This is a genomic window from Comamonas humi (assembly GCF_054782535.1).
In genome coordinates this window covers 240831-266067 of sequence record NZ_BAAGSH010000004.1, presented here as the reverse complement: position 1 = coordinate 266067, position 25237 = coordinate 240831, and the positions used below count along the sequence as shown (strand labels likewise).

Here is a 25237-nt window from a genome sequence, read left to right as displayed (position 1 = left end):
GATCTGTGCCGCCGAGAAGGCTTCAGCTCGGCCGCACGCCCATCCGCTGCGGACCAGCCCGGGTGGAATGGCGCCCAGCGATGCCAGGTGATTGCGTGATCTGAAAACCGCGGGCATCGGCACCATCAAACGCCTGGCGCAGCACGTTGGCTGCCTGCGAACGTGTACCGTTCCCGGTGGTCTATGACGCCCACTTTCTTTCGAGGTCGAGCTTTGCAAAGCGCTCGACCATGAACTCGATGAAGACCTTGATCTTGGCCGGCTGGTGGTGGCGGCTCTGGTAGGCGATGTTGATGGTCAACGGCGGCAACTCCCATTCGGGCAGAACCGGGATCAGCCGGCCCGCGACGATGTCGTCGTGGATGATGTACTGGGGCTGGATCAGGATGCCCAGCCCGGCCAGCGCGGCCGCCCGTATCACCTGTCCTTCGTTGGCGTCCAGCGTCGGCGCGATGTCTATTGCGCTGCTTTTCCCCCGGCGGTGGAGGTGAAGCACATACGGATCGTTCGCCAGGTTGTAGACCAGCATCTGATGCGCAGCAAGATCCTGCGGCTCCCTGGGCCGGCCCTGCCCGGCTAGGTAGGCGGGCGATGCCGCCAGCACGCGCCGCATCTGCGCCAGGCGACGCACGGTGATGCCCGAATCCCCCTCATGCTCGCGCGTGCGGATGGCGACATCAATGCCCGCCTCGATAAAGCCGGGATACCGGTTCGCTGCGGTGATCTGGACGGTCAGTTTGGGGTAGCGCTGCCTGAACTCCGGCAGCGCAGGCGCGAGATGGATCATGGCGAATGAGACGGAGCTCGTTATTCGCAGCACCCCGCTCGGGCTGGAGGTCGCCGAATTGACCTCGGCCTCGGCCTCCCTCATCTCGGCCAGCATCGCGGTGCAGCGCTGGTGATAGCTGCGCCCTGCATCCGTCAGCCACAGTCGGCGCGTCGTGCGCTCCACCAGCCGGGCACCCAGGCGCTCTTCCAGGCCGCTCAGATAACGGCTGGCCGCCGCATTGGACAGCCCCAGCTTTTCCGCGGCCTTGGAGAGGCTGCCCAGTTCCGCAACCTGCACGAACAGTTCGATTTGTGTCCAGCGATCCATGTTGGATTATTTTTCCAGTAGGTGGAAATAAGATTTCTATTCTAGGTATTTTTCTTCCACTTTTGAGGGAGCATCATGCAGTCATTCCAAGCCTGAAGCCTTCGCACCAGGAGACAACGACATGCGCAACATCAATGAAGACACCATCACCCAGGCCGTGATCGCCGCGATGGTCGACTGCAAGAACCCCCGGCTGCTGACGATCATGACCAGCCTGGTGCAGCATCTGCACTCCTTCGCCCGCGAGGTTCAGTTGACCGAGGCGGAATGGGAGCAGGCGATCAGCTTCCTGACCGCCGTGGGCCACATCACCGACGACAAGCGCCAGGAATTCATCCTGCTGTCGGATACCCTGGGGCTGTCCACGCTCGTGACGGCCCAGAACAACGCCAAGCCGCCAGCCTGCACCGAATCCACCGTGTTCGGCCCCTTCTTTGTCGAAGGAGCACCCGAGCTGCCGCTGGGGTCGGATATCAGCAATGGCGCTCGCGGTGAACCTTGCTATGTGAGTGGCCAGGTGCGCGGACTCGATGGCCAGCCCGTGGCTGGCGCGCTCATGGACGTCTGGCAGTCGGACGAGGATGGGCACTACGACGTGCAGATCCCCGGCGCATCGGGCGAACACGAGCACCGCGCACGGGCGCGCCTGCGCACCGACGCCGAAGGACGTTTCCACTTCCGCTCCATCCTGGCCGTGCCCTATCCCATTCCGCACGATGGCCCGGTCGGCCACATGCTGGATGCGCTGGGGCGGCATCCATGGCGGCCTGCACACCTGCATTTCATGATCGTGGCACCCGGCCACGAACGGCTGATCACCCATGTCTTCCGCGACGGAGGCACCTACCTCGACTCGGACGCCGTGTTCGGCGTGCGCTCGACACTGGTGGCCGACTGGGTTCGCCATGAGCCCGGCACCGCGCCGGACGGCACATGCTCCGACGTGCCTTTCTACACGCTGCAGTACGACTTCGTGCTCAACCCCAAGTCCCACGGCAAGGTACAGGCGTGATCCGGCACGTCGTCATGTGGCGCCTCGCGGGTGATTCACCGCAGCAGCAAAGGCAGGCACGGGAGCGTGTCAAGCAAGCCTTCGAGGGTTTGCACGGGCGCATTCCCGGCCTGCGGCACATCGAGGTTGGTTTCGACCACAGCGCCGTGGACTATGCCTGCGACGTGGTGCTAGTGGCGGACTTCGAGTCGCAGCAGGCACTGGATGGCTATGCCACCCACCCCGAGCACCTACGCGTGCGCCAGGAACTGGGCACGCTGCGCACCACGCGCCACCAGGTTGATTACCAGCGTCACTGAGATCGGAACTTCCATGCCGCAATCCTTTGTCTACCAAGCACTTCCCAGCCGCGTCGTATTCGGCGCCGGTGCCCTGCAGCAACTCGAGACCGAACTGGACGCCTTGGGCGCACGACGCGCCCTGGTGCTGTCCACCCCCGAACAGCGGCAAGGTGCCGAAGCCATCGCCCAGCGCCTGGGCGCACGCTCGGCCGGCGTCTTCGACCGTGCGGCGATGCATGTGCCCCTGGAGACCGCCCGCGAGGCCCGCGAAGTGGCACGTGAGCGCGATGCCGACTGTGCCATTGCCCTGGGCGGGGGTTCCACCATCGGCCTGGGCAAGGCCATCGCGCTGGACAGCGGTCTGCCGATCCTCGCCGTGCCGACCACCTACGCCGGCAGCGAGATGACACCCATCTACGGCATCACGCAGGACGGCGAGAAGCGCACTGGCACCGATACCCGGGTCTTGCCCCGCACCGTCATCTACGACCCTGAACTCACGCTCACGCTGCCCGCCGACATGTCGGTGACCAGCGGCATCAACGCCATCGCGCATGCGGCCGAGGGTCTCTATGCAGCCAACGCCAAACCGATCACGCGCCTGATGGCCCAGGAGGGCATCCGGGCGCTCGCGGCCGGGCTGCCAGGCATCCGTGCCAACCCACCGGACATCGAGGCACGAGGCTCGGCCCTGTATGGAGCATGGCTGTGCGGCACGGTACTGGCCCATGGCGGCATGGCGCTGCACCACAAGCTGTGCCACACGCTGGGCGGCAGCTTCAATCTGCCGCATGCGCAGACCCACACCGTTGTGCTGCCCTACGTGCTGGACTTCAACGCCCGCCACGCCGAGGATGCCATGCGCCGCATGGCCGAAGCCCTGGGCACGCCGGGTAGCGCAGCGGCCGGCATCTGGGATCTGGCCCACGACAACGGCGCGCCGACCTCGCTGCGCGCCCTGGGCATGGTGGAGGCAGACCTTGACCACGCTGCATCCATCGCCACCGAGCGGCCGTACTGGAATCCGCGGCCGGTAGACCGCGCGGCCGTGCGCGCCGTGCTGCAGGCAGCGTTTGACGGCAAGCGCCCGGCTTGAGTTCGACCACCGCAGAACAGAGCAATTTCAAAAGGAGACAAAACCATGACCACCCCGCAAGACCATTCCCAGCCCACACTTTCCGGTGACTACGACGTGGCCATCATCGGCTATGGCCCCACGGGCCTGGTGGCCGCATCGCAGCTCGGCCAGGCTGGATACAAGGTGATCGTGGTAGAGCGCTGGCCCACCATGTACAGGCTGCCGCGGCTGACGCACATCGATGGCGAAACCGCCCGCATCGTCCAGGCCTGCGGTGACGTGGACCAGGCCATGCGCGATTCGCTGCCGCTGCACACCTACCACTACAAGAATGCCGAGGGCGAGTTGCTGCTGGAGCTGGAGTGGAAAGGCAAGCAGTGCGGCTACACCGCGCACAACTCCATCTACCAGCCCGACATCGAGGACGCCATCCACGCCCGCGTTGCCTCGCTGCCCAATGTTGAGTTGCTGCGCGGCTGGGAGGCAGTGTTCCTCAAGCAACATGGCGACGAGGTCTCGGTCGCCATCCAGCGCACCAACACCCGCAAGACCGGCGCATCCGAAAGCCAATGGGCCGAGCCACCACTGTCCTTCAAAACCCGCTACGTGATTGGTGCCGACGGTGCCAACAGCTTTGTGCGCCGCAGCCTGGGCATCGAGCGCAACGACTACGGTCACAAGCACCGCTGGCTGAACCTGGACTCGGAAAACCTCTCGGACGCCGCTGAACGCTTCAAGCTGCTGACCATCTTTTGCGACCCGGCACGCGGCCACATGTACATGCCCATCGGCGACAACCGCACGCGCTTCGAGGTGCGCCTGCTGGATGGAGAAACCAACGAGGAATGGGAAGACCCGGCCAAGGGCTGGCAGTGGCTGCAGGAAAAGTACGGTGTCGGCCCGCAGGACTTCAAGTTCCTGCGCAACGTGGTCTACACCTTCCAGACCCGCATGGCCGAGCGCTGGCGCGAAGGCAATGTGCTGCTGGGCGGAGACGCCGCCCACGCCATGATGCCCTACATGGGCCAGGGCGCCTGCTCCGGCATGCGCGACGGCATCAACCTGGCCTGGAAGCTGGACCTGGTGCTCAGCGGCCGCGCATCGCCCGCCCTGCTGGACAGCTACGAGGCGGAGCGCCGCCCGCATGCCCAGAAGATCATGGAGATGTCGCTGTTCCTCGGCCAGGTCACCAACGAGGAAGACCCGCAGAAGGCCGCGGCGCGCGACGAGGCTTTCCGCACCCGCACCATGCCGCCAATGCCGCCCTTCCCTAAGGTGGAGACCGGCGTGGTACACCTCGAGGCCGATGGCAGCCTGCTGCCTTCCACCGGCATCCCTGGGCCGCAGGCACTGGTGCGGCGTGGCGGCATCGAGGGTCGGCTGGACGATGTGGTGGGCCATGGCTTTCTGCTGGTGGCAAAAGAAGACCCAATGCCGTTGCTAAGCCCCGGGCAGCAGGCTTTTCTCGCGCAACTCGGCTGCCGCACCGTGGTGCTGTCTCAGGACGAACAGGTACCTGGCGCCGTGATCGAACTGGATGGAGAGATATCCGGCTTCATGGCCGAGCACGGCCTTCAGGCCTATATCGGCCGTCCGGACTTTGCGATCTTCGGTTCGGTGCAGCACATGGGCGATCTGCCCGCCCTGGTCGATGACCTGCGCCTGAAGCTGCACTGGAGCTATGGCCAGCACGCGGACCAGGCATCCATGGTGGAAACGGTATGAGCGGCACGACCTCTTCCGCCACGCTGGCCTTCCAGCGCGCCATGCCGATGACCCGCCTGCTCGACTGCGGCATGGACTTCGCCGATGCCCAGGCGCTTTTCCGGCGCACCAGCGCCGGCGAGGACTGGGACCAAGTAGCCGAGGCCTTGGCACAGGCACAGTTGAGTCGCGCTGCCCAGGCCGCGGATGTCGGCAATCGCGTGACGGCGATAGAAGCCCAGTCGGCGGCACTCGCCGACCTGCTGTTTGCGCAGATGGCCTTCAACCATGACAACCCGCGCAAGCGCGCGCTCTACGATCGGTTGGTCACGGCAGCACGGCAGCTATGCGACTGGTCCGAGGGCCGCATGGCACGCGTCGAAGTACCGTTTGGCCAAGGCCACCTGGTGGGTTGGCTGGTGCGCCCCCAGGCGGCGCAAGCCCGCGGCACGGTGCTGGTGTTTGGTGGGCAGAGTGGCTGGGGCACGGCCTACCTGCCAATCGCCCGCGCGCTGGCCAGGCGAGGCTTGGCCACGCTGCTGGCCGAAGGGCCCGGCCAGGGCGAGACACGCATGCGCCAGGGCATCTTCGTCGACGTGGATATGGAAGCTGCCTACAGCCAGTTCATCAGCTTCATCGTGAACGATGCTTCGCTGGGGGCGCCCGGCATCTGGGGCAACAGCGTGGGTGGGCTCTGGTCGGCCCGCACAGCCGCCGCCGATCCTCGCATCCGCGCCTGCTGTGTGAATGGTGGTTTGGCAGCACCCACACTGCTGCCCTTCCGCACCTTTGCCGAGCAGGCTGGCGCGATGCTCAACACCGACGACGAAGCCGCCATCAGCCAGAACTTCGGGCGCATGAGCTTCCGCCCCGAGCGCGACCGCATCGCCTGCCCGCTGCTGGTGTTGCATGGAGGTGCCGACCCGCTGGTCAAGCCAGAGGATCTTCAGCCCTTTCTGGACGGAGCGGACAGCTCGGATGTCACCCTGCGCGTCTGGGAAGACGGCGAGCACACGCTCTACAACCATGCCGCCGAGCGCACCGCTTTCGTGGCGGACTGGTTCGCTCAGCGGCTCGGTGACAGCTAAATACGGCTGACCCTCCAAGCAGCCGCATTCCAACCAACCGACCGACGCTCCCCGTTCAAGAGGGAGCACGGCGGAGCCTTGCTCAAAAAATTTTCCAAGGAGACAACCATGCCAAGCCTTCACCCCACACACCAAACCAATTCAACGGCACGCCTGTGGCCAAGCGCTGCGGGCTTGTTGCTCGCAGCATTGCAGGCGGGCCCCTCTCATGCCGTCGAGAATGGCGGCATCATTACGCCACCAGGTGTTTACGACTTCGGTGCCGGCATGCTTCCACCAGCGAGCGATGTCGGCGCCGCCGCCATTCGCGTGGTCAGCACCCGTGCGACCCAATTGCGCGACAGTGCTGGCAACATCAGCCCAGTCAAACCAGACCTCAAGGCTGACCTGCTCGTCCTCGCAGGTTTGAAAATGACAGACAAGGATTTGCTCGGCGGCAAATATGCCTATGGTGTGGTAGTTCCGGTTGTACTGAACGGCTCGCTGGGCTTGCGCATCCCGACACCAGACGGAACGCTCCAGCAATCAGGGAGCAATCGCGGCGTAGGGGACGTACAGTTGTACCCCGTGGTCATCCAGTGGAAGCCCGCCGACGGCTTGTTCACCAATGCGGGGCTGATGGTGCAACTGCCCACAGGCGCTTACGACAAACATCGCGCATTCAACGTGGGCACCAACCACTGGACCATCCAGCCCAACTTCCAGTTCACCTACCTCACGGCCGGCGGACTGGAGTTTTCGGGGAGCACCCAGGTGAATTTCAATACCCGCAACACCGCCACCGACTACCGCTCGGGTATGGAGTTCCAGCAGGACTTCGGCGTGGGACAGCACGTAGGCGATTGGACCATCGGCATGGCTGGCTATGTCTACCGCCAGATCACTGACGACAAAGGCCCGAGCGTTGTCGACGGCAATCGGGCCCGCGTCAATGCATTGGGGCCTGCCATTGGCTTCTTCGGCCCCAAGCACCACCTGCCCCTGGTGTACATGCATGTCTACAAGGAATTCGGGGCACGCAATCGTGCCCAGGGCACGCAGGCGGCGATCCGGGCATCCTGGGTGTTCTAGGAATCGCTGCCGCCGTTTCCGCAGCAGTTGGCACGAAGCGTCCATGCTTCGTGCCCATGGAAGACCGCCTGTTCGAGCCCGCCCCAACGCTATGGCTGCAGCAGTGGCATTGCACGCGGCGCCCAGGCGGATCGACCCATGCTTGGCGCCAGCGATGCACCAAGGCGCCCAGAACCTCCATGGGCATCAGAGAAGCACGATATCGTACAAATCCTGCCCCAGCGCATTGTCCGCCTGCAGCGAAATCGGCTTGCCGATGAAGTCCGACAGCCCGGCCAAGTGCTGGCTTTCCTCGTCGAGGAACATCTCCACCACCTTGGAGCAGGCCACCACGCGAAACTCTTTGGGGTTGAACTGCCGCGCCTCGCGCAGGATCTCGCGCAGGATGTCGTAGCACACGGTGCGCACGGTCTTGACCTGCCCCACGCCATGGCACAGCGGGCACGGCGTGCACAGCATGTGGGCCAGCGATTCGCGCGTGCGCTTGCGCGTCATCTCCACAAGGCCCAGCTGCGAGAAGCCGCCGCACATGGTCTTGACCCGGTCGCGCTCCAGCTGCTTGCGCAGCTCCTGCAGCACCGAGGCCTGGTGGTCCTCGCGCAGCATGTCGATGAAGTCGACGATGATGATGCCGCCCAGGTTGCGCAGCCGCAGCTGGCGCGCAATCGCGTGCGCGGCCTCAAGGTTGGTCTTGAAGATGGTCTCGTCGAAGTTGCGCGCGCCCACGTAGCCGCCGGTGTTCACGTCCACCGTGGTCAGGGCCTCGGTCTGGTCGACGATCAGGTAGCCGCCCGATTTCAGGTCCACCCGCCGCCCCAACGCGCGGGCGATCTCCTCGTCCACCGCGTAGAGGTCGAAGATGGGCCGCTCGCCCTTGTAGTGCTGCAGCTTGGGCACAGCAGCCGGCATGAACTCCTGGCCGAAGTGCAGCAGTTGCTCGAACTGCTCGCGCGAGTCGATGCGGATCGACGTGGTTTCGTCGCTCACCATGTCGCGCAGCACGCGCTGCATCAGGTTCAGGTCCTGGTGCAGCAGCGTACGCGGCGGCAGCTTGAGCGAGGACTCGCGAATACGCTTCCACACCTTGCGCAGGTAGGCGATGTCTTCAGAGAGTTCGTCGTCGCTGGAGTCCTCGCCATTGGTGCGCAGGATGAAGCCCCCGCAGCCGCCGGTCTCCTTGGTGCCCACCAGCGCCTGCAGGCGGCCGCGCAGCTCGTCGCGCTCTTCCTGCGGGATCTTCTGCGACACGCCCACGTGGTCGTCCTGCGGCAGGAAGACCAGCAGGCGCCCGGCCACGCTGATCTGTGTGGACAGGCGCGCGCCCTTGGTGCCTATCGGGTCCTTGATGACCTGCACCATGATCGACTGGCCCTCGAACACCTGGCGCTCGATGGGCACGGGCGCCTCATTCTTGCGTGCGAACATCGGCGCCTCGCCGTTCTCCTGGCGCTGCCACACATCGGCCACGTGCAGGAAGGCCGCGCGCTCCAGGCCGATGTCGATGAAGGCGGACTGCATGCCCGGCAGCACGCGCGATACCTTGCCCAGGTAGATGTTGCCGACCAGGCCACGCTCCAGCGTGCGCTCGTGGTGCAGCTCCTGCACCGCCCCGGCTTCGATGACGGCCACCCGCGTCTCCTGCGGCGACCAGTTGATCAAGATATCGTTGTGCACGGCATTCCCGTTTTTTGTGAACTGCCGTCGAGTGTAGCGGGCTCGGGTGAACCCTAGGCCAAATTCAAATCGCGAAGCCGGCCGCGCGCAACAGGTTCGCGGTCTCGAACATGGGCAAACCCATGATGCCCGAGTAGCTACCCGCGAGCCGCTCCACATAGGCTGCGGCCCGGCCCTGGATGCCATAGGCGCCCGCCTTGCCCATGGGCTCGCCGGTGGCCACGTAGGCGGCGATTTGCGCCTCGCTCATGGCCGCGAACTGCACCTGCGATACCGACAGCGCCGACAGGCGCTTGCCCCCGGCCTGCAGCGCCACGGCCGTCAGCACGCGGTGCGTATGGCCGCTGAGCCGGGCCAGCATCTCGTGCGCCTGCGCGGGCGATTCGGGTTTGCCGAGGATGTGCCGGCCCAGCGCCACCGTGGTATCGGAGCACAGGATGGGCGCAGCATCGAGCCCGCGCCGCTGCAGGCGGGCCACGGCGGCGTCGAGCTTGAGGCCAGTCACCCGCTGCACATAGCGGGTCGCGGATTCGCCGGCCAGCGCGGCTTCCAGCGCCTCGGGGTCCTGCGGCTCGGGGTCGTCCTCCTGCGCCACCAGCAGGCGGTGGGCGATGCCCATCTGCTCGAGCAGCTGGCTGCGGCGCGGCGACTGCGACGCCAGGTAGAGAAAAGTTTGGGGTATTTTTGGCATTTTGCGCTTATGCAGCAAGCGCCAGCAGCTATCAAACTTGATAGCTGCTGCTATTCGCGGTGGTAGGGATGGCCGGCGTTGACCGACCAGGCCCGGTACAGCTGCTCGATCAACAGCACGCGCACCATGGCATGCGGCAGCGTCAGATCGGACAGGCGGATGCGCTCATGCGCAGACTGGCGGAATGCGGGCTCGATGCCGTCGGGCCCGCCGATCACCAGCGCCACGTCGTCACCGCCGAGTTGCCAGTCCTTGAGCCGCTGCGCCAGCGCCTTGGTGGTCAGGCTGGTGCCGCGCTCGTCCAGCACCACGATCCGCGTGCCCTTGGGGATGGCGGCCTCGATGCGCTCGCGCTCGGCGGCGTACAAGGTCTCCAGCGTCTTGGAGCCGCGCGGCTCGGTCTTGACGGCCTTGAGCTCGACCTTGATCTCGTGCGGAAAGCGCTTGGCGTAGTCGTCATAGGCCGTCTGCGCCCAATCGGGTACGCGCTGGCCGACCGCAACGATCAGTATCTTCACCGGCAGGCAGGCTTACTTGGCGGCCGTCTTGCGCGCCGGGGCCTTCTTGGCGGGCGCCTTCTTGGCCGCGGGCTTGTTGACGACCACGGTCTTCACCACGGCCTTGCTGGCAGGCTTTTTCGAGGCCGGCTTGGAGGTCGACTTCACGGCCGACTTGGCCGGGGCCTTGCCGGTGGTCTTCTTGGCGGCGGGTTTGGAGGCTTTTACGGCTCCAGCGCTTGCCTTGCCAGCGCCAGCAGCTCTCTTTTTGGGAGCAGCCTTGGGCGCGGCCTCTGGCTCGGCAGCGCGCTTGCGTGCCACGGGCTTCTTTTTGGGCTCGGCCTCGGCGTCCTCGGACGAGCGCAGCCGGGGCTTGGCGCTGCCGAGCTTGACGCGCACCGGCATCTCGCCCCAGATCTCTTCCAGGCGGTAATACTGGCGGATCACCGGCTGCATGATGTGCGCCACCACCGGACCGCAGTCCACGATGATCCACTCGCCGTTGTCCTCGCCTTCGACGCGGGGCTTGTCGAAGCCGGCCTCCTTGACCGCATCCTTCACGCTGCCGGCGAGGGCCTTGGTCTGGCGGTTGGACGTGCCCGAGGCCACGATCACGCGCTCGAACAGGGGCGACAGATGCTCGGTGTTGAAGACCTGGATGTCTTGCGCCTTCACATCTTCCAGCCCGTCGACTATGGCGCGCTGCAGCTTGGTGACGTCCTTTTTGGCCGCGGATTCGGATTTCTTGGTGGTGCTCATCAGTCAGTGATGGTTAGTAGATGGGGCGATTATAGGTTTGCATGCCTACAACCACTCGCGGCGCACCAGATAGCGGCGCAGCAGCTCGTCCTCGGGCGAGCCTTCCGGGTCCTGGCGCTGGTAGCTCCAGCTCGCCAGCGGCGGCATCGACAGCAGGATGGATTCGGTGCGCCCGCCCGACTGCAGGCCGAAGTGCGTCCCGCGGTCCCACACCAGGTTGAACTCCACGTAGCGCCCGCGCCGGTAGAGCTGGAAGGCGCGCTCGCGCTCGCCGTAGGCCGTGTCCTGGCGGCGCTCCACGATGGGCAGGTAGGCCGACAGGAAGGCATCGCCCACCGATTGCAGCATCGCGAAGCTTTGCTCATGGCCCAGCTCGGCGAAGTCGTCGAAGAAGATGCCGCCGATGCCGCGCTGCTCGTCGCGGTGCTTGAGGTAGAAATACTCGTCGCACCAGGTCTTGAAGCGCGGGTACAGCCCGTCGCCGAACGGCGCCAGCGCATCGCGGCAACTGCGGTGGAAGTGCTGCGCGTCCTCTTCCACCGGGTAGAACGGCGTCAGGTCCATGCCGCCGCCGAACCAGCAGGTCGGTACCTGCCCCGCGTGGCCGGCCGCGATCATGCGGACGTTCATGTGCACCGTGGGCACGTGGGGGTTGCGCGGGTGGAAGACCAGCGACACGCCCATGGCCTCGAACGGCGCACCCGCCAGCTCGGGCCGGTGCTGCGTGGCCGACGGCGGCAGCTGCGGCCCGCGCACATGCGAGAAGCCGCAGCCCGCGCGCTCGAACACGCGCCCGCCTTCGAGGATCTTGGTGATGCCCTGCCCCTGCAGCTTCTCGCCCGGCTCCTTGCGCCAGGCATCGCTCAGAAAGCATGCGCCGCCCTCGCCTTCCACGGCTTCGACGGCATCGGCGATGCGCTGCTGCAGCCCCTGCAGGTAGCGCGACGCCGCCTGCACGCGGTCGCCGGCGATCACCCCGCCGGCTTGCGGGTCGGTCGCCGCCATCAGCTGTGCTTCACCGCGCGGTGGCCGATATCGTGGCGGTACTGCGCGCCATCGAAATGCACGCGGCTGGCCACGGCGTAGGCGCGCTGCTGCGCTTGCTTGACGCTGTCGGCCAGCGCCGTCACGCACAGCACGCGGCCGCCGCTGGTGACCGGCACGTCATCCTTCATCACCGTGCCGGCGTGGAAGACCATGGCGTCCTCGGCATCGGCCGGCAGGCCGGTGACCGGATCACCCTTGCGCGGGCTCTCGGGGTAGCCGTGCGCGGCCATCACCACGCCCAGCGCGGTGCGGCGGTCCCACAGCAGCTCGATCTGGTCGAGCTTGCCGTCCACGGCCGCGCCCAGCACGTCCACCAGGTCGCTCTTGAGACGCATCATGATCGGCTGCGTCTCGGGATCGCCCATGCGGCAGTTGAACTCCAGCGTCTTTGGATGGCCGCTCTTGTCGATCATCAGGCCCGCGTAGAGGAAGCCGGTGTAGGGGATGCCGTCCTTCTCCATGCCGCGCACCGTGGGCATGATCACCTCGCGCATGGCGCGGGCATGCACGTCGGCCGTAACCACCGGCGCGGGCGAGTACGCGCCCATGCCGCCGGTGTTGGGGCCGGCGTCGCCGTCCAGCAGGCGCTTGTGGTCCTGGCTGGTGGCCATGGCCACCACGTTCTGGCCGTCGCAGATGACGATGAAGCTGGCCTCCTCGCCTTCGAGGAATTCCTCGATCACCACGCGCGCGCCGCCTTCGTTGTGCGACACGCCGTACTTGTTGTCCACCAGCATGAAGTCCACGGCATCGTGGGCCTCCTGCAGGCTGGTGGCCACCACCACGCCCTTGCCGGCCGCCAGGCCATCGGCCTTGATGACGATGGGCGCGCCCAGCCGGTCCACGTAGGCGTGGGCCTGGACCGGATCGGTGAAGGTCTCGTAGAACGCCGTCGGAATGCCGTGGCGCGCCATGAAGTCCTTCGAGAAGGCCTTGGAGCTTTCGAGCTGCGCGGCGGCCTTGGTGGGGCCGAAGATGCGCAGGCCGTGGTTGCGGAACTCGTCGACCACGCCGGCCGCCAGCGGCGCCTCGGGGCCGACGACGGTCAGCTGTATGCCTTCCTGCTGCGCCCAGGCGCGCAGTTCCTGCACATCGGTGATGGGCAGGTTCTCCAGCGTCTTGTCGAGCGCGGTGCCGGCGTTGCCCGGGGCCACGTAGACCTTCTGCACCTTGGGGGACTGGGCCAGTTTCCAGGCCAATGCGTGTTCACGGCCGCCGCCGCCAATAACAAGAACCTTCATAGCGCTGCGTTGTGGTAAACCTCTTGTACATCGTCCAGATCCTCGAGCACGTCCAGGAGCTTCTGCATCTTGGCGGCGCTCTCCTCGTCCAGCTCGATGGTGTTCTCGGCACGCATCGTGACTTCGGCGATCTCGGGCTGGAAGCCTGCGGCCTCCAGGGCGTTCTTGACGGCTTCGAAGTCGCCGGGCGCGGTCAGCACCTCGATCGCGCCGTCCTCGTCGGCGATCACGTCCTCGGCGCCGGCTTCCAGCGCCACTTCCATCACCTTGTCCTCGTCCGCGCCCGGCGCGAACACCAGCTGCCCGCAGTGCTTGAACTGGAAGGCCACCGAGCCTTCGGTGCCCATGTTGCCGCCATACTTGTTGAAGGCGTGGCGCACATCGGCCACGGTACGCACGTGGTTGTCCGTCATGGTGTCAACAATGATGGCCGCACCGGCGATGCCGTAGCCCTCGTAGCGGATCTCCTCGTACGATACCCCTTCGAGGTTGCCGGTGGCCTTGTCGATGTTGCGCTTGATGTTGTCGGCCGGCATGTTGGCGGCCTTGGCCTTGTCCACGGCCAGGCGCAGGCGGGGGTTGGCGCTCAGGTCGGCGCCGCCCTGGCGCGCGGCGACCATGATTTCCCGAATAATACGGGTCCAGATACGGCCGCGTTTGTCATCCTGGCGCCCCTTGCGGTGCTGGATGTTGGCCCACTTGCTGTGTCCTGCCACAGGAATTCCTTTGGTATCGTTTGTCGATCAATGGTCGATTTTACTTTTGACAGCCCACGCTTGCGAGGAAACACCCCTATGGCTGATCCCATCCTGGTTGCGAAACATGGCGCCACCGAGTGCCATTTGCTGCCCGCCCTGGCCAACCGCCACGGCCTGATCACCGGCGCCACCGGCACCGGCAAGACGATCACGCTGCAGACCCTGGCCGAGGGCTTCTCGCGCATCGGCGTGCCGGTGTTCATGGCCGACATCAAGGGCGACCTCACCGGCATCAGCCAGGCCGGCAGCGTGAGCCCCAAGCTGGCCGCCACGCTGGCCGAGCGCGGCATCGAGCCGCAGCCGCCGCTGGCCTGCCCTACCACGCTGTGGGACGTGTTCGGCGCGCAGGGCCATCCGGTGCGCGCCACCGTGTCCGACATGGGGCCGCTGCTGCTGGCGCGCATGCTCGACCTGAACGAGACCCAGACCGGCGTGCTGAACCTGGTCTTCAAGATCGCCGACGACAACGGCCTGCTGCTGCTCGACCTGAAGGACCTGCGCGCGATGCTGCAGCATGTGGGCGACAGCGCCAAGCAGTTCACCACCGAGTACGGCAACATCAGCGCGGCCAGCGTCGGCGCGATCCAGCGCGGGCTGATGCAGATCGAGCAGCAGGGCGGCGACCAGTTCTTCGGCGAGCCGATGCTGAACATCGACGACCTGATGCAGACCGTGGGCAACCAGGGCGTGGTCAACATCCTGGCAGCCGACAAGCTGATGCAGGCGCCGCGCCTGTACTCGACCTTCCTGCTGTGGATGCTGTCGGACCTGTACGAGAAGCTGCCGGAGATCGGCGACCCCGACAAGCCCAAGCTGGTGTTCTTTTTCGACGAGGCCCACCTGCTGTTCAACGACGCGCCCAAGGTGCTGCTCGAGCGCATCGAGCTGGTCGTGCGCCTGGTGCGCTCCAAGGGCGTCGGCGTGTACTTCGCCACGCAAAACCCGCTGGACGTGCCCGACACCGTGCTCGCCCAGCTCGGCAACCGCGTGCAGCATGCGCTGCGCGCCTTCACCCCACGCGACCAGAAGGCGGTGAAGGCCACGGCCACCACCATGCGCGCCAACCCCGGGCTCGACATCGAGACCGCGATCACCGAGCTGGCCGTGGGCGAGGCGCTGGTGAGCCTGCTCGACGAGAAGGGCCGCCCCGGCGTCACCGAGCGGGTGTTCGTGATCCCGCCCGGCAGCCAGATCGGCCCGATCACGCCCGAGCAGCGCCAGCAGCTGCTGCAGAAGTCGCTGGTGGCCGGCGTGTACGAGAAGGCGGTGGACCGCGAATCGGCCTACGAGATCCTCAAGGGCCGCGCTGGCGCGGCAGGCCAGGCACCGGCCGGCGGCGGCAATGCCCCTGCGGCCGGACAGGAAGGCGGCCAGGGCAGCGAGCTGATGAACACGGTGAACGAGGTGCTGTTCGGCAGCACCGGCCCGCGCGGCGGCAAGCGCGACGGCATCGTGCAGACGGTGGTCAAGTCGTCGGCCCGCACCATCGGCACCAACCTGGGCAAGCAGATCCTGCGCGGCGTGCTGGGCGGGATCTTCGGCGGCAAGCGCTGATCGCGGCTCAGAACCCAAAGCAAACGGGGTGCCTTGGCACCCCGTTTTTTTTCCACGCCGGCAGCGATCAGGTTCTATCGGTGCGCGCCAGGTGGGTCTCCAGCTGGCGCAGGCCCACGGTGAGCGCAAAGGTCATCAGCCAGTACAGCGCGGCGATGAACAGATACGGCTCCCAGTAGCGGCCGTAGGCGCCGGCCACGGTGCGCGCGGCATAGGCCATCTCGGCCAGGCCGATGGCCGAGACCAGCGAGGTGTCCTTGAGCAGCGAGATCATGTTGTTGCCCAGCGGCGGCAGCATGCGCCGGAAGGCCTGCGGGATGACCACGTAGCGCATCATCTGCCCGTGCGTCATGCCCAGCGACAGGCCGGCCTGCACCTGGCCGCGCGCGATCGACTGGATGCCGGCGCGGAACACCTCCGAGATGTAGGCGGCCGAGTTCAGCGTGAGCGCCACCACGCCCGAGATCAGCGCGCCGTGGTCCTGCTTGAGCGTGCGCGCCAGGTCGCCGCTGATGAGCAGGCCGTTCACCGGGTGGATGAACAGCGGCATCACCGCGAAGTGCATCAGCAGGATCTGCACGAACAGCGGCGTGCCGCGGAAGAAGCTCACATACGCCGTCGACGGCCAGCGCAGCAGGTATTTGCACACCGCGCGCCAGGGCTGGTGGCGTGCATCGGCCAGCCGTGCCAGCGCCAGCAGCAGGCCCAGGAAGCAGCCCATCAGCACGCAGGCTATGGTCATGCCCACGGTGACCATCGCACCCTGCCAGAAGAGCTGCTTGTACTCCACCAGGATGTCGGGGCGGAACCACCCGAACCATTCCACCGGATTGCTGTTGTCCATGTCTTCCTTCCAAAAGCAAGGGCCGCGCTGCGGCCCTGGGGTGCTATTCAAACAAGAGCTGCTGGCGCTTGATCTGCCTTAATTTCAATATGAAAACCATTTGAAATCATTTTGCAGCAAGCGCGGGCAGCTCACTTTTTATCGCCGGGCCGCCCCAAGATAAAAACGCCCCCTTGGGGGGCAGCGACCACACGCAGTGGGGAGCGTGGGGGCCTGTTTTATTGAGGCTTGTAGTCCTGGTTGAACCACTTCTTGTAGATCACGTTGTAGCTGCCATCGGCGCGGATGGCGGCCAGGCCGGCGTTGATCTTGTCCAGCAGCGCCTTGTCGCCCTTGCGCACCACGATGCCGAAATGCTCCTTGGGGAACTCCGGGTCCTCCACCGTCCTGAGGCTGGCGTTCTGCGACACGCGGTAGGCGATCACGCCGTTGTCGCCGATGGCCGCGTCCACGCCGCCGGAGGCCAGCTCGGAGATGATGAGCGGCGTGCTCTCGAAGCGGCGGATGCTGGTGCTGGTCTTGCCCACCAGCCGGCTCATCACGTCGTCCGCGGTGGAGCCGCTGACCACCGAGACCTTCTTGTCCGCCAGGTCCTTGAGCGACTTGACCGCGCTGCTCTTGGGCACGGCGATCAGCTGGCGCGCGTCGAAGTACGGCGCCGAGAAATCGAAGCTCTGCTTGCGCTTGTCGTTGATGGTCACGCCCGAGATCACGAAGTCCACGTCGCCGTTGTTCAGCGACGCGAAGATGCTGGTGAACGGCGTGTTCACGATGCGCAGCTTCAGGCTCTGCTGCTTGGCGATCGCGTTGACGATGTCGATGTCGAAGCCGACGATCTGCTTGTCCTTGTTCTCGAAGGCGAAGGGCGTGTAGGTCGCACTCGACGCCACGACCAGCTCGCGCCCCTGGGCCTGCGCGCCCGAGGACAGCGCGAATGCAGCCGCGATGGACGCAGCTAGAACCATACCGATTTTCTTCATGACAGAGCCGTGACGATGCAAAACAGAGCCGCAGATTATAAAGAGGGCCGGCCCGCGCCGTGTCTCGCGGGCTACCGCGAGCTACCATGCGCGTTCCCGGCCCGATAGCCTTTACCGATCCTGAACACCCCATGACCACCCTGCTCCCCACCTTCCACGACGTCGAGGCCGCCGCCCGGCGCCTGGACGGCGTCGCCCACCGCACGCCCGTCATGCGCTCGCGCCAGCTCGACGCCAGCACCGGCACGCAATGGTTCTTCAAGTGCGAAAACCTGCAGCGCATGGGCGCCTTCAAGTTCCGCGGCGGCTACAACAGCCTGGCGCAGTTCACGCCCGAGCAGCGCCGGCGCGGCGTGCTGGCCTTCTCGTCGGGCAACCACGCGCAGGCCATCGCGCTGTCGGCCCGGCTGCTGGACATTCCCGCCGCCATCGTCATGCCCAGCGACGCACCGGCGGCCAAGATCGAGGCCACGCGCGGCTATGGCGCCGAGGTCATCACCTACGACCGCTTCACCGAGGACCGCGAGGCCACCAGCCAGCGCATCGCCGCCGAGCGCGGCATGACGCTGATCCCGCCCTACAACCACCCGCATGTGATCGCCGGCCAGGGCACGGCCGCGCTCGAGCTGCTGCAGGACGTGCCCGATCTGGACTATTTCTTCGTCTGCCTGGGCGGCGGCGGTTTGCTGTCGGGCAGCCTGCTCGCGGCCAGGGCGCTGGCGCCGCAGTGCAAGGTCTACGGCGTGGAGCCACAGGCGGGCAACGACGCCCAGCAGTCGCTGCGCCGCGGCGAGATCGTGAAGATCGCCACGCCGGCGACGATTGCCGACGGCGCGCAGACCCAGGCCATTGGCAACCTCACCTTCGCCATCATCCGGCAGGGCGTGACCGACATTGTCACCGCCACCGACGCGCAGCTGGTGGACAGCATGCGCTTCTATGCCGAGCGCATGAAGCTCGTCGTCGAGCCCACCGGCGCGCTCAGCCTGGCCGGCGCGCGCCACAGCGGCGTAGACCTGCATGGCGCGCGCGTGGGCATCCTCATCAGCGGCGGCAACGTCGACCTCGCCCGCTATGCGCAGCTGCTGGCCCACGGCGGCACCTGAAACAACTGCCGCGCAAGCCCTCCGCAGCCTGCTACCATGCAGGCGTTTTCACGTTTTCTGCCGACCATGAGCCAAGTCCACCTGATCGACCACCCGCTGGTGCAACACAAGCTGACGCTGATGCGCCGCAAGGAGGCCAGCACCAACAGCTTCCGCCGCCTGCTGGGTGAACTGGCCAGCCTGATGGCCTACGAGATCACCCGCGACATGCCGCTGTCGGACATCGAGATCGAAACCCCGCTCGAGACCATGACCGGCAAGGTCATCGATGGCAAGAAGCTGGTGCTGGTCTCCATCCTGCGCGCGGGCAACGGCTTTCTCGACGGCATGCTGAACCTGGTGCCCGGCGCGCGCATCGGCCACATCGGCCTGTACCGCGACCCCGAGACGCTGCAGCCGGTGGAGTACTACTTCAAGATGCCCGATGCCATGAACGAGCGCGACATCGTCGTCGTCGACCCGATGCTGGCCACCGGCAACTCGGCCGCCGCCGCCATTGACCGGCTCAAGCAGCTGAAGCCACGCTCGATCAAGTTCATGTGCCTGCTGGCCGCGCCCGAAGGCGTGGCCACGCTGCAGAAGGCGCATCCGGACGTACCCATCTACACCGCCGCCGTCGACCGCGAGCTCAACGACCACGGCTACATCCTGCCGGGCCTGGGCGACGCGGGTGACCGCATCTTCGGCACCAAGTAAGACCGGTCCGGAGCGCAGCCCGTGCTCCGCCATCGTCAGTTTTCAGGGAGGTTGACGCGCATGAGCTACGACCTGATGGTGTTTTCACCCGCTGCCGCGCCCAGGGAGCCGCAGGCCTTTGCGCAGTGGTATGCCGCGCAGACCGAATGGCCCGAGCACCACGACTACGAAGACCCGGCCGTCACCTCCCCGTCGCTCAAGGCCTGGTTCCTGGACATGATTGGCCCCTACCCGGCGCTGAACGGCCCCTTCGCCGAAGACGAGCCGCCCGACGACGAGAGTGTGCTCACCGACTACAGCATCGGCCGCCACCTGGTCTACGCAGCCTTCGCCTCCAGCCAGGCCGCGCATGCGCGCGAGCGTGCGTTCGAACTGGCGGCCCTGCACTGCGTCGGCTTCTTCGACCTGAGCGCCCAGCCTGCCACTGTGTGGCTGCCCGATGGCAACAACGGCCTGGCGCTCGCCTTCCAGTGCGGCTGATCTAGGGCCGCTGCGCGGCCAGCCACTCGGTGTCGGTCTGGAACCAGTCCACCAGGAAATCCAGCATTGTGCGCAAGGTGGCCGGCTGCCGGTCGCGCGACAGGTAGACACCATACACCGTCAGATCCTCGGGCACATGCTGCGGCAGCAACTCCACCAGCTCACCGCTGCGCAGGTGCGGCGCCGCGCTGTAGCGTGGCTGCAGGCCGATGCCCGCGCCCTGCAGGGCCGCCTGCAGCAGCGCCACCGAGTCGTCCGCCACCAGGTTGCCCGAGACGGCCACGGCCTGCGCCGGCTGCCCGGCCTCGGCCTCGAAGCGCCACCAGTTGCGGCCGTAGTACGAATACGCCAGGCAGTTGTGCTGCGACAGCTCGGCCAGCGTGCGCGGCGCGCCATGGCGCTGCAGGTAGGCCGGCGCCGCACAGACCACCGACTCGCAGGTGGCCAGCGGCCGGGCGATCATCGACGTCTCCAGCTCGCCGGTGATGCGCAGTGCCAGGTCGATGCGCTCCTCCACCAGGTTCACCGTACGGTAGCTCAGCTGCAGATCCACCGTGGTGTGCGGATGGCGCTGCAGGTACTGCGCCACCGCGGCCGCCACGCTGGCCTGCGCCAGCGACGGCGCGCAGGCCAGGCGCAGGCTGCCGCGCGGCTCGTCGGTTTCCAGGTCGGCCGCGCCGCGCATCTGCGCCGACACCTGCAGCAACTGCTGGCTGCGCGCGAGTGTGGCCTCGCCCGCCGCCGTCAGGCTCAGCCTTCTCGTCGTGCGGTGCAGCAGCCGGGCACCGGCCCAGGCCTCCATCTCGGCCAGGTAGCGGGTGACCATGGCGCGCGACATGCCGAGCGCCTCGGCCGCCGCGGCCATGCTGCCCCGCTCCACCACGGTGACGAACACCTCGGCAGCCCGTATCCTGTCCATGGCTTCTCCCCCAAATTTCACCGATTTACGCAACAATCCATTGCAACTCGATAGCTATTTTATTTTCCTCATGCAACCTAATATATTTCGTTGATCCAGCAACCATCCAAGGAACCTTCGCCATGCAACGCCGCACCTTCGCCACCGTCTCCGTGATCGCAGGCCTCTTCGCCGCCTGGGGCAGCGCCCAGGCCGCAGCCCCGCTGCAACTGCAGGTCTACAACCCCGACACCCAGTCGATGTTCGCAGTGTCGTCAGAGCTGGTGACCGGCGCGCGCGAAGCCATCCTGATCGATGCGCAGTTCCAGAAGAACGATGCGCAGAAGCTGGTGGACATGGTCAAGGCCAGCGGCAAGAAGCTCACCACGATCTACATCAGCCACAGCGACCCGGATTTCTACTTCGGCCTGGACACGCTGCAGGCGGCCTTCCCGCAGGCCCGCATCGTCGCCACGCCGCAGACCGTGGCCGCCATCGAGGCCAGCAAGGACGGCAAGCTGGCCTTCTGGGGCCCCAAGCTGAAGGACAACGCACCGCAGAAGGTCGTGGTGCCGCAGGTGCTGAACACCGACCACCTGCTGCTGGAAGGCAAGCGCCTCGAGATCAAGGGCCTGAAGGGCCCGCAGCCCGAGCGCAGCTATATGTGGATTCCCAGCCTGCGCGCCGTGGTCGGCGGCGTGGTCGTGAGCGCCAACGCCCACGTCTGGATGGCCGACTCGCAGACGCCCGAATCGCGTGCATACTGGCAGCAGACGCTGAGCGACATCACCGCGCTGCAGCCCCGAACCGTGGTGCCGGGCCACTACCGCCTCAAGGACGGCAAGGCCCCGCAAGGCCTGGAATCGGTGCAGTTCACGGCCGACTACCTGTCGCAGTTCGAACGCGCCGCCGCCCAGGCCAAGGACTCGCAAGAACTGGTCGCCGCCATGAAGCAGCGCTACCCCGGCCTGCCCGGCGATGGCAGCCTGGACATGGGCGCCAAGGTCATCAAGGGAGAAATGAAGTGGCCGCAATGACGAGCAACACCCTGCACTATATCTACGATCCGCTGTGCGGCTGGTGCTATGCGGCCGCGCCGCTGGTTGCCGCCGTGCAGCAGTTGCCCGGCCTGCGCATCGCCCTGCATGGCGGCGGCATGATGACCGGCGAACGCCGCCGGCGCATCACCCCCGACTGGCGCGGCTACGTGCTGCCGCACGACCGGCGCATCGCGCAGATGACGGACCAGGTGTTTGGCCCGGGCTATACCGATGGTTTGCTGAGCGATACGACGGCATGGCTGGACTCGGCCCCACCCACCACGGCCATCCTCGCGGCCGAACAGCTGGCTGGCCAGGGGCTGGCCATGCTGCAGCGCCTGCAGAAGGCGCACTATGTGCAAGGGCGGCGCATCGCCGACCTGCCCGTGCTGCAGTCGCTGGCGGCGGAACTGGGCTTGCCGGAGGCTGGTTTTGCCCAGGCCTATGCTCAGCTGGAAGGCGCGCCGACCGAAGCCCATTTCGTGCAGAGCCGGCGCCTGCTGGAGATGGCCGGAGGCCAGGGCTTTCCCACGCTGGCCCTGCAGACGGCACCGGACGCGCCGCTGCAGCCCATCGACCTGAGCGGCTGGCTCGGCAAGCCCGAGGCCTTCGCCGCGGCGCTGGCTAGCGCCTTACCTGCAGCGCGCCCGGATTGACGATATTGCTCGGCCGCCCCTTGATGAAGTTCACCACGTTGTCGAAGGCAGCGCCGAAGTACAGCTCGTAGCTATCCTGCTCCACATAGCCGATGTGCGGCGTGCAGATGCAGTTCTCGAGCCGTAGCAGTGCATGCCCCTGCAGGATGGGTTCGCTCTCGAACACATCGACGGCGGCGAGTCCCGGCCGGCAGCGGTTCAGCGCGGCGATCAGCGCGTCCGGCTGCACCAGCTCGGCGCGCGAGGTATTCACGAACAGCGCCGTGGGCTTCATCATCGACAGGTCTTCGAACGAGATGATGCCTTGCGTCTGCGGCGTGAGCCGCAGGTGCACCGACAGCACGTCGCACTGCGAGAAAAAGGCTTCCTTGCTCTGTGCGACGCGGTAGCCGTCCGACAAGGCCTTGGCGCGCGAGGCATCGCTGCCCCAGATGCACACCTCCATGCCGAAGGCCTTGCCGTAGCCGGCGACCAGCTGGCCGATCTTGCCGTAGCCCCAGATGCCCAGCGTGCGGCCCCGCAGCAGCGTGCCCAGGCCGAAATTGGGCGGCATGGACCCCGCCTTGAAGCCGGACTGCTGCCAGGCACCGTGCTTGAGGTTGGCCACATACTGCGGCAGGCGCCGGGCCGCCGCCATGATCAGTGCCCAGGTCAGCTCGGCCGGCGCCACGGGCGATCCCACGCCCTCGGCCACCGCCACGCCGCGCTCGGTGCAGGCGGTCAGGTCCACGTGCGGGCCGACACGGCCGGTCTGTGCAATCAGCTTGAGGCGTGGCAGCTTCTCGAGCAGCAGCTTGTTGATGTGGGTGCGCTCGCGGATCAGCACGATGATGTCGGCATCGCGCAGGCGCACCGATAATTGTCCCAGCCCTTTGACCGTGTTGGTGTATACCTTGGCCGAGTACGGGTCCAAATGCTCGGCGCACCGTAGCTTGCGCACGGCATCCTGGTAATCATCCAAGATCACGATATTCATACTGCGGGGCTCTTTCCTCGAACGCCAGGGGAATCCGTCAAGCCAACATGGTTGACATTCCCGATGATAAGCTGGCGCAGCGCCATCCGCATGCGCCTACTCCTAACATCATAGCGTTCACACGAGATATTTTCTCTCTATCTGTAAGAACGCGGTGGTAGGAGTCCAGCCCGGCGCCAGGGGCTCTGCCACTGTTGCTTTCCCCGAACAATCCCACCGAACCCAGCCAAATCGCTAGCATTGCAGCCGCTGCAGTGCTATATCTATTGATACTGGCAAGACAAGTACGCATTTGCAGTCATGGCAAACAAGATCCCCGGCCCGAACCGCACCCAAGACCCCGAGCAGCTGCTGCAGCGTACGCTGCACGAATGGGGTGGCGAGCAGGACATGTGGGTCTTTGCGTATGGTTCGCTGATCTGGCGACCGGAATTCCAGTACCTGGAGCAGCGCCACGCGCGGGTATACGGCTGGCATCGCGCGCTGAAGATGTGGAGCCACCTCAACCGAGGCACGCCCGAGTGCCCGGGCCTGGTCTTCGGCATGTTCTCGGGCGGCAGCTGCCGCGGCATGGCGTTTCGCATTGCCAGCCAACATGTGCCGGAGATGATGCCGCGCCTGTGGCAGCGCGAAATGGCCACGGCCGAGTATGAGCCGCGCTGGCTCGACTGCCAGACGGGGCAGGGATCGGTGAAGGCGCTGGCCTTCACCCTGCCCAAGGACAGCCCGCGCCATACCGGCCTGCTCTCGGAAGACGACTACCGCCATATCTTCGCCGTTGCCCATGGCATCTACGGCAGCACGCTGGACTATGCGCGCACCACCTACTCGGCGCTGTTGGAGCAAGGCATACACGACCGGGCCTTGGAGCGGGTGCTGCAGTATTCGGCCGCCGACGCGGCGTAAACCAGCCGGGCAGAACGCAAAACTCCGCCACGCAGCATCCATCCTGGCGGAAGGGCCGGCACTGGCGGAGTTTCGGAGGGGTGAGACCTAAAGGGAACCAGAAGCGGTGTCTGGCGGCATCAGGGAACGGATGGCAGAGCCTGGGCTTGCATCTATTCGGCGGATGGGTCTCTCAAGGGGTGGTGAATGGTGAAAGAACGGTCAGAGAGCGGCGGGAGCGCGCTTGCGATCACGTTCGTCTTCGGGCCAGATCGAGAAATTAGCAGTGGTGTTCATAACAAAAACCTCCATACGATGTACCTACAACGCGGACGCTTTGGCTGCCGTTGACACCCGGCTAGCAAAAACCCGATATTTTCGATAATTTAAGAAAAATCAAATTACCCGGCAAAAAACATTCAACCGGCATGCACTCACCGCCCACCGGCCGCTTGCAGCATGCCTGCCACCGCATCCTGGCCCTTGCGCTTGGCGTGGGCCAGCGGCGTCACGCCGTCCTTGTCGGCCAGGTTGGGATTGGCGCCTGCGGCCAGCAGTTGGCGCACGATATTCTGGTGGCGCGCGCCGCCATCGCCCAGGATGACCGCTTCGAGCAGCCCCGTCCAGCCCAAGCGGTTGACGTGGTTCACGTCCACGCCCGCTGCAATCAGTGCGCGCACCACTTCCACATGGCCGCGCTCGCAGGCGGGAATCAGCGCCGTGCCACCGTAGCGGTTGGTGCTGCGCAGATCGGCACCGTGCGCCAGCGTGAGCTGCAGGATTTCCAGCCGCCCCTGGGCGCCGGCCAGCAGGTAGGCACTGTCGAGCATGTCGTTCTGGTGGTTGACGTTGGCGCCGCGCTCAATCAGCAGCCGCGCCGCATCCACCTGGCCGCGGGCCGTGGCCATCAGCAGCGCGGTGTTGCCGCGCGCGTCCACCGCATCCACCGGCACACCGGCGTCGAGTTGCGCGCGCACGGCGGCCACGTTGCCTTCCGATGCCGCCGTCCACAACGGCTGCGCCTGCTTTGCATGGGGTGGCATGGCCTGGGTCTCCGGCTGGTTCTGGGCCAGCGATGGCTGGATGTGCGCATCCAGCAGGGCTGCCGACACCAGGCAGCCCAGG

Annotated in this window: 26 protein-coding genes; 13 read left to right on the top strand and 13 right to left on the bottom strand. The window is 66.1% G+C overall.

What is annotated here, in order from left to right; all coding sequences use genetic code 11:
• Positions 1 to 181: 181 nt before the first annotated feature.
• Positions 182 to 1096, bottom strand: a complete 915-nt coding sequence (locus ACYVKR_RS04180; protein ID WP_460479536.1) for a LysR family transcriptional regulator — start codon at positions 1094 to 1096, stop codon at positions 182 to 184.
• Positions 1097 to 1217: 121 nt separating this feature from the next.
• Between ACYVKR_RS04180 and ACYVKR_RS04175 the strand changes: the two genes are divergently transcribed.
• The 6 genes from ACYVKR_RS04175 to ACYVKR_RS04150 all read left to right on the top strand — a co-directional run bounded on the left by ACYVKR_RS04175 (position 1218) and on the right by ACYVKR_RS04150 (position 7330).
• Positions 1218 to 2108: an intradiol ring-cleavage dioxygenase gene (locus tag ACYVKR_RS04175; RefSeq protein ID WP_460479535.1), complete on the top strand. Its 891-nt coding sequence runs from the start codon at positions 1218 to 1220 to the stop codon at positions 2106 to 2108.
• The gene (locus ACYVKR_RS04170; protein WP_460479534.1) at positions 2105 to 2407 is read left to right on the top strand and encodes a Dabb family protein; all 303 of its coding nucleotides are present in this window, start codon (positions 2105 to 2107) and stop codon (positions 2405 to 2407) included. Before ACYVKR_RS04175 ends, ACYVKR_RS04170 begins: the two co-directional genes overlap by 4 nt.
• Positions 2408 to 2420: 13 nt before the next feature.
• Positions 2421 to 3485, top strand: a complete 1065-nt coding sequence (locus ACYVKR_RS04165) for a maleylacetate reductase (RefSeq protein WP_460479533.1) — start codon at positions 2421 to 2423, stop codon at positions 3483 to 3485.
• A 45-nt stretch (positions 3486 to 3530) separates the two neighbouring features.
• Positions 3531 to 5192 carry a bifunctional 3-(3-hydroxy-phenyl)propionate/3-hydroxycinnamic acid hydroxylase MhpA gene (gene mhpA / locus ACYVKR_RS04160; protein WP_460479532.1) on the top strand — a complete coding sequence of 554 codons (1662 nt, stop codon included), beginning with the start codon at positions 3531 to 3533 and terminating at the stop codon, positions 5190 to 5192.
• A complete protein-coding gene (locus tag ACYVKR_RS04155; protein ID WP_460479531.1) occupies positions 5189 to 6259 on the top strand; it encodes an alpha/beta hydrolase family protein in 1071 nt (356 codons plus the stop codon). Before mhpA ends, ACYVKR_RS04155 begins: the two co-directional genes overlap by 4 nt.
• Before the next feature lie 108 nt (positions 6260 to 6367).
• Entirely contained in the window at positions 6368 to 7330 is a 963-nt protein-coding gene (locus ACYVKR_RS04150) for a SphA family protein (RefSeq protein ID WP_460479530.1), read from the top strand.
• A 186-nt stretch (positions 7331 to 7516) separates the two neighbouring features.
• Here ACYVKR_RS04150 and rng read toward each other — a convergent pair whose 3' ends face one another.
• The 7 genes from rng to ACYVKR_RS04115 all read right to left on the bottom strand — a co-directional run bounded on the left by rng (position 7517) and on the right by ACYVKR_RS04115 (position 13955).
• Complete coding sequence (gene rng / locus ACYVKR_RS04145) at positions 7517 to 9004, bottom strand: Rne/Rng family ribonuclease (RefSeq protein WP_460479529.1); 1488 nt, start codon at positions 9002 to 9004, stop codon at positions 7517 to 7519.
• A 64-nt stretch (positions 9005 to 9068) separates the two neighbouring features.
• Positions 9069 to 9695 carry a Maf family protein gene (locus ACYVKR_RS04140; RefSeq protein WP_460479528.1) on the bottom strand — a complete coding sequence of 209 codons (627 nt, stop codon included), beginning with the start codon at positions 9693 to 9695 and terminating at the stop codon, positions 9069 to 9071.
• A gap of 50 nt (positions 9696 to 9745) precedes the next feature.
• Complete coding sequence (gene rlmH / locus ACYVKR_RS04135) at positions 9746 to 10213, bottom strand: 23S rRNA (pseudouridine(1915)-N(3))-methyltransferase RlmH (RefSeq protein ID WP_460479527.1); 468 nt, start codon at positions 10211 to 10213, stop codon at positions 9746 to 9748.
• A gap of 12 nt (positions 10214 to 10225) precedes the next feature.
• The gene (rsfS, locus tag ACYVKR_RS04130) at positions 10226 to 10951 is read right to left on the bottom strand and encodes an RsfS/YbeB/iojap family protein (RefSeq protein WP_460479526.1); all 726 of its coding nucleotides are present in this window, start codon (positions 10949 to 10951) and stop codon (positions 10226 to 10228) included.
• A gap of 45 nt (positions 10952 to 10996) precedes the next feature.
• Entirely contained in the window at positions 10997 to 11956 is a 960-nt protein-coding gene (gene hemF / locus ACYVKR_RS04125; protein ID WP_460479525.1) for an oxygen-dependent coproporphyrinogen-III oxidase, read from the bottom strand.
• A complete protein-coding gene (gene purD, locus ACYVKR_RS04120) occupies positions 11956 to 13239 on the bottom strand; it encodes a phosphoribosylamine--glycine ligase (RefSeq protein ID WP_460479524.1) in 1284 nt (427 codons plus the stop codon). Before purD ends, hemF begins: the two co-directional genes overlap by 1 nt.
• Positions 13236 to 13955 carry a YebC/PmpR family DNA-binding transcriptional regulator gene (locus ACYVKR_RS04115; protein WP_460479523.1) on the bottom strand — a complete coding sequence of 240 codons (720 nt, stop codon included), beginning with the start codon at positions 13953 to 13955 and terminating at the stop codon, positions 13236 to 13238. Before ACYVKR_RS04115 ends, purD begins: the two co-directional genes overlap by 4 nt.
• A 78-nt stretch (positions 13956 to 14033) precedes the next feature.
• On the opposite strand from ACYVKR_RS04115, the gene ACYVKR_RS04110 reads away from it, so the two are divergent.
• A complete protein-coding gene (locus ACYVKR_RS04110) occupies positions 14034 to 15551 on the top strand; it encodes a P-loop NTPase family protein (RefSeq protein ID WP_460479522.1) in 1518 nt (505 codons plus the stop codon).
• A gap of 67 nt (positions 15552 to 15618) precedes the next feature.
• On the opposite strand, the gene ACYVKR_RS04105 is transcribed toward ACYVKR_RS04110, so the two are convergent.
• Positions 15619 to 16395: an amino acid ABC transporter permease gene (locus ACYVKR_RS04105; RefSeq protein ID WP_460479521.1), complete on the bottom strand. Its 777-nt coding sequence runs from the start codon at positions 16393 to 16395 to the stop codon at positions 15619 to 15621.
• 218 nt (positions 16396 to 16613) lie between these two features.
• Positions 16614 to 17360 carry a basic amino acid ABC transporter substrate-binding protein gene (locus ACYVKR_RS04100; RefSeq protein WP_460479520.1) on the bottom strand — a complete coding sequence of 249 codons (747 nt, stop codon included), beginning with the start codon at positions 17358 to 17360 and terminating at the stop codon, positions 16614 to 16616.
• 146 nt (positions 17361 to 17506) lie between these two features.
• Between ACYVKR_RS04100 and ACYVKR_RS04095 the strand changes: the two genes are divergently transcribed.
• The 3 genes from ACYVKR_RS04095 to ACYVKR_RS04085 all read left to right on the top strand — a co-directional run bounded on the left by ACYVKR_RS04095 (position 17507) and on the right by ACYVKR_RS04085 (position 19657).
• Positions 17507 to 18481, top strand: a complete 975-nt coding sequence (locus tag ACYVKR_RS04095; protein ID WP_460479519.1) for a threonine/serine dehydratase — start codon at positions 17507 to 17509, stop codon at positions 18479 to 18481.
• Between the two features lie 66 nt (positions 18482 to 18547).
• Positions 18548 to 19177 carry a uracil phosphoribosyltransferase gene (upp, locus tag ACYVKR_RS04090; protein ID WP_460479518.1) on the top strand — a complete coding sequence of 210 codons (630 nt, stop codon included), beginning with the start codon at positions 18548 to 18550 and terminating at the stop codon, positions 19175 to 19177.
• Between the two features lie 60 nt (positions 19178 to 19237).
• Positions 19238 to 19657: a hypothetical protein gene (locus ACYVKR_RS04085; protein ID WP_460479517.1), complete on the top strand. Its 420-nt coding sequence runs from the start codon at positions 19238 to 19240 to the stop codon at positions 19655 to 19657.
• Between the two features lies 1 nt (position 19658).
• Here the strand turns inward: ACYVKR_RS04085 and ACYVKR_RS04080 are convergent, their stop codons facing one another.
• Positions 19659 to 20576, bottom strand: a complete 918-nt coding sequence (locus ACYVKR_RS04080) for a LysR family transcriptional regulator (protein WP_460479516.1) — start codon at positions 20574 to 20576, stop codon at positions 19659 to 19661.
• A 122-nt stretch (positions 20577 to 20698) separates the two neighbouring features.
• Between ACYVKR_RS04080 and ACYVKR_RS04075 the strand changes: the two genes are divergently transcribed.
• Together ACYVKR_RS04075 and ACYVKR_RS04070 are read left to right on the top strand one after the other, a co-directional pair.
• Positions 20699 to 21592 (top strand): MBL fold metallo-hydrolase, encoded by an 894-nt coding sequence (locus ACYVKR_RS04075; protein ID WP_460479515.1) that lies wholly within the window; start codon positions 20699 to 20701, stop codon positions 21590 to 21592.
• Complete coding sequence (locus ACYVKR_RS04070) at positions 21589 to 22251, top strand: DsbA family protein (RefSeq protein ID WP_460479514.1); 663 nt, start codon at positions 21589 to 21591, stop codon at positions 22249 to 22251. Before ACYVKR_RS04075 ends, ACYVKR_RS04070 begins: the two co-directional genes overlap by 4 nt.
• Here ACYVKR_RS04070 and ACYVKR_RS04065 read toward each other — a convergent pair.
• Positions 22220 to 23227: a D-2-hydroxyacid dehydrogenase family protein gene (locus ACYVKR_RS04065; protein WP_460479513.1), complete on the bottom strand. Its 1008-nt coding sequence runs from the start codon at positions 23225 to 23227 to the stop codon at positions 22220 to 22222. The genes ACYVKR_RS04070 and ACYVKR_RS04065 overlap by 32 nt on opposite strands.
• Before the next feature lie 300 nt (positions 23228 to 23527).
• Here ACYVKR_RS04065 and ACYVKR_RS04060 point away from each other — a divergent pair, with 300 nt between their 5' ends.
• Positions 23528 to 24133: a gamma-glutamylcyclotransferase gene (locus ACYVKR_RS04060; protein ID WP_460479512.1), complete on the top strand. Its 606-nt coding sequence runs from the start codon at positions 23528 to 23530 to the stop codon at positions 24131 to 24133.
• Positions 24134 to 24546: 413 nt separating this feature from the next.
• On the opposite strand, the gene ACYVKR_RS04055 is transcribed toward ACYVKR_RS04060, so the two are convergent.
• A complete protein-coding gene (locus tag ACYVKR_RS04055) occupies positions 24547 to 25155 on the bottom strand; it encodes an ankyrin repeat domain-containing protein (protein WP_460479571.1) in 609 nt (202 codons plus the stop codon).
• Between the last annotated feature and the right edge of the window lie 82 nt (positions 25156 to 25237).

Bases quoted from the DNA above. Each gene is read 5' to 3' on its own strand.
- ACYVKR_RS04180 (WP_460479536.1), bottom strand. From the start codon at position 1,096: ATGGATCGCTGGACACAAATCGAACTGTTCGTGCAGGTTGCGGAACTG.
- ACYVKR_RS04175 (WP_460479535.1), top strand. From the start codon at position 1,218: ATGCGCAACATCAATGAAGACACCATCACCCAGGCCGTGATCGCCGCG.
- ACYVKR_RS04165 (WP_460479533.1), top strand. From the start codon at position 2,421: ATGCCGCAATCCTTTGTCTACCAAGCACTTCCCAGCCGCGTCGTATTC.
- mhpA (WP_460479532.1), top strand. From the start codon at position 3,531: ATGACCACCCCGCAAGACCATTCCCAGCCCACACTTTCCGGTGACTAC.
- ACYVKR_RS04155 (WP_460479531.1), top strand. From the start codon at position 5,189: ATGAGCGGCACGACCTCTTCCGCCACGCTGGCCTTCCAGCGCGCCATG.
- ACYVKR_RS04150 (WP_460479530.1), top strand. From the start codon at position 6,368: ATGCCAAGCCTTCACCCCACACACCAAACCAATTCAACGGCACGCCTG.
- ACYVKR_RS04140 (WP_460479528.1), bottom strand. From the start codon at position 9,695: ATGCCAAAAATACCCCAAACTTTTCTCTACCTGGCGTCGCAGTCGCCG.
- rsfS (WP_460479526.1), bottom strand. From the start codon at position 10,951: ATGAGCACCACCAAGAAATCCGAATCCGCGGCCAAAAAGGACGTCACC.
- hemF (WP_460479525.1), bottom strand. From the start codon at position 11,956: ATGGCGGCGACCGACCCGCAAGCCGGCGGGGTGATCGCCGGCGACCGC.
- purD (WP_460479524.1), bottom strand. From the start codon at position 13,239: ATGAAGGTTCTTGTTATTGGCGGCGGCGGCCGTGAACACGCATTGGCC.
- ACYVKR_RS04110 (WP_460479522.1), top strand. From the start codon at position 14,034: ATGGCTGATCCCATCCTGGTTGCGAAACATGGCGCCACCGAGTGCCAT.
- ACYVKR_RS04105 (WP_460479521.1), bottom strand. From the start codon at position 16,395: ATGGACAACAGCAATCCGGTGGAATGGTTCGGGTGGTTCCGCCCCGAC.
- ACYVKR_RS04100 (WP_460479520.1), bottom strand. From the start codon at position 17,360: ATGGTTCTAGCTGCGTCCATCGCGGCTGCATTCGCGCTGTCCTCGGGC.
- ACYVKR_RS04095 (WP_460479519.1), top strand. From the start codon at position 17,507: ATGACCACCCTGCTCCCCACCTTCCACGACGTCGAGGCCGCCGCCCGG.
- upp (WP_460479518.1), top strand. From the start codon at position 18,548: ATGAGCCAAGTCCACCTGATCGACCACCCGCTGGTGCAACACAAGCTG.
- ACYVKR_RS04085 (WP_460479517.1), top strand. From the start codon at position 19,238: ATGAGCTACGACCTGATGGTGTTTTCACCCGCTGCCGCGCCCAGGGAG.
- ACYVKR_RS04080 (WP_460479516.1), bottom strand. From the start codon at position 20,576: ATGGACAGGATACGGGCTGCCGAGGTGTTCGTCACCGTGGTGGAGCGG.
- ACYVKR_RS04075 (WP_460479515.1), top strand. From the start codon at position 20,699: ATGCAACGCCGCACCTTCGCCACCGTCTCCGTGATCGCAGGCCTCTTC.
- ACYVKR_RS04070 (WP_460479514.1), top strand. From the start codon at position 21,589: ATGACGAGCAACACCCTGCACTATATCTACGATCCGCTGTGCGGCTGG.
- ACYVKR_RS04065 (WP_460479513.1), bottom strand. From the start codon at position 23,227: ATGAATATCGTGATCTTGGATGATTACCAGGATGCCGTGCGCAAGCTA.
- ACYVKR_RS04060 (WP_460479512.1), top strand. From the start codon at position 23,528: ATGGCAAACAAGATCCCCGGCCCGAACCGCACCCAAGACCCCGAGCAG.
- ACYVKR_RS04055 (WP_460479571.1), bottom strand. From the start codon at position 25,155: ATGCCACCCCATGCAAAGCAGGCGCAGCCGTTGTGGACGGCGGCATCG.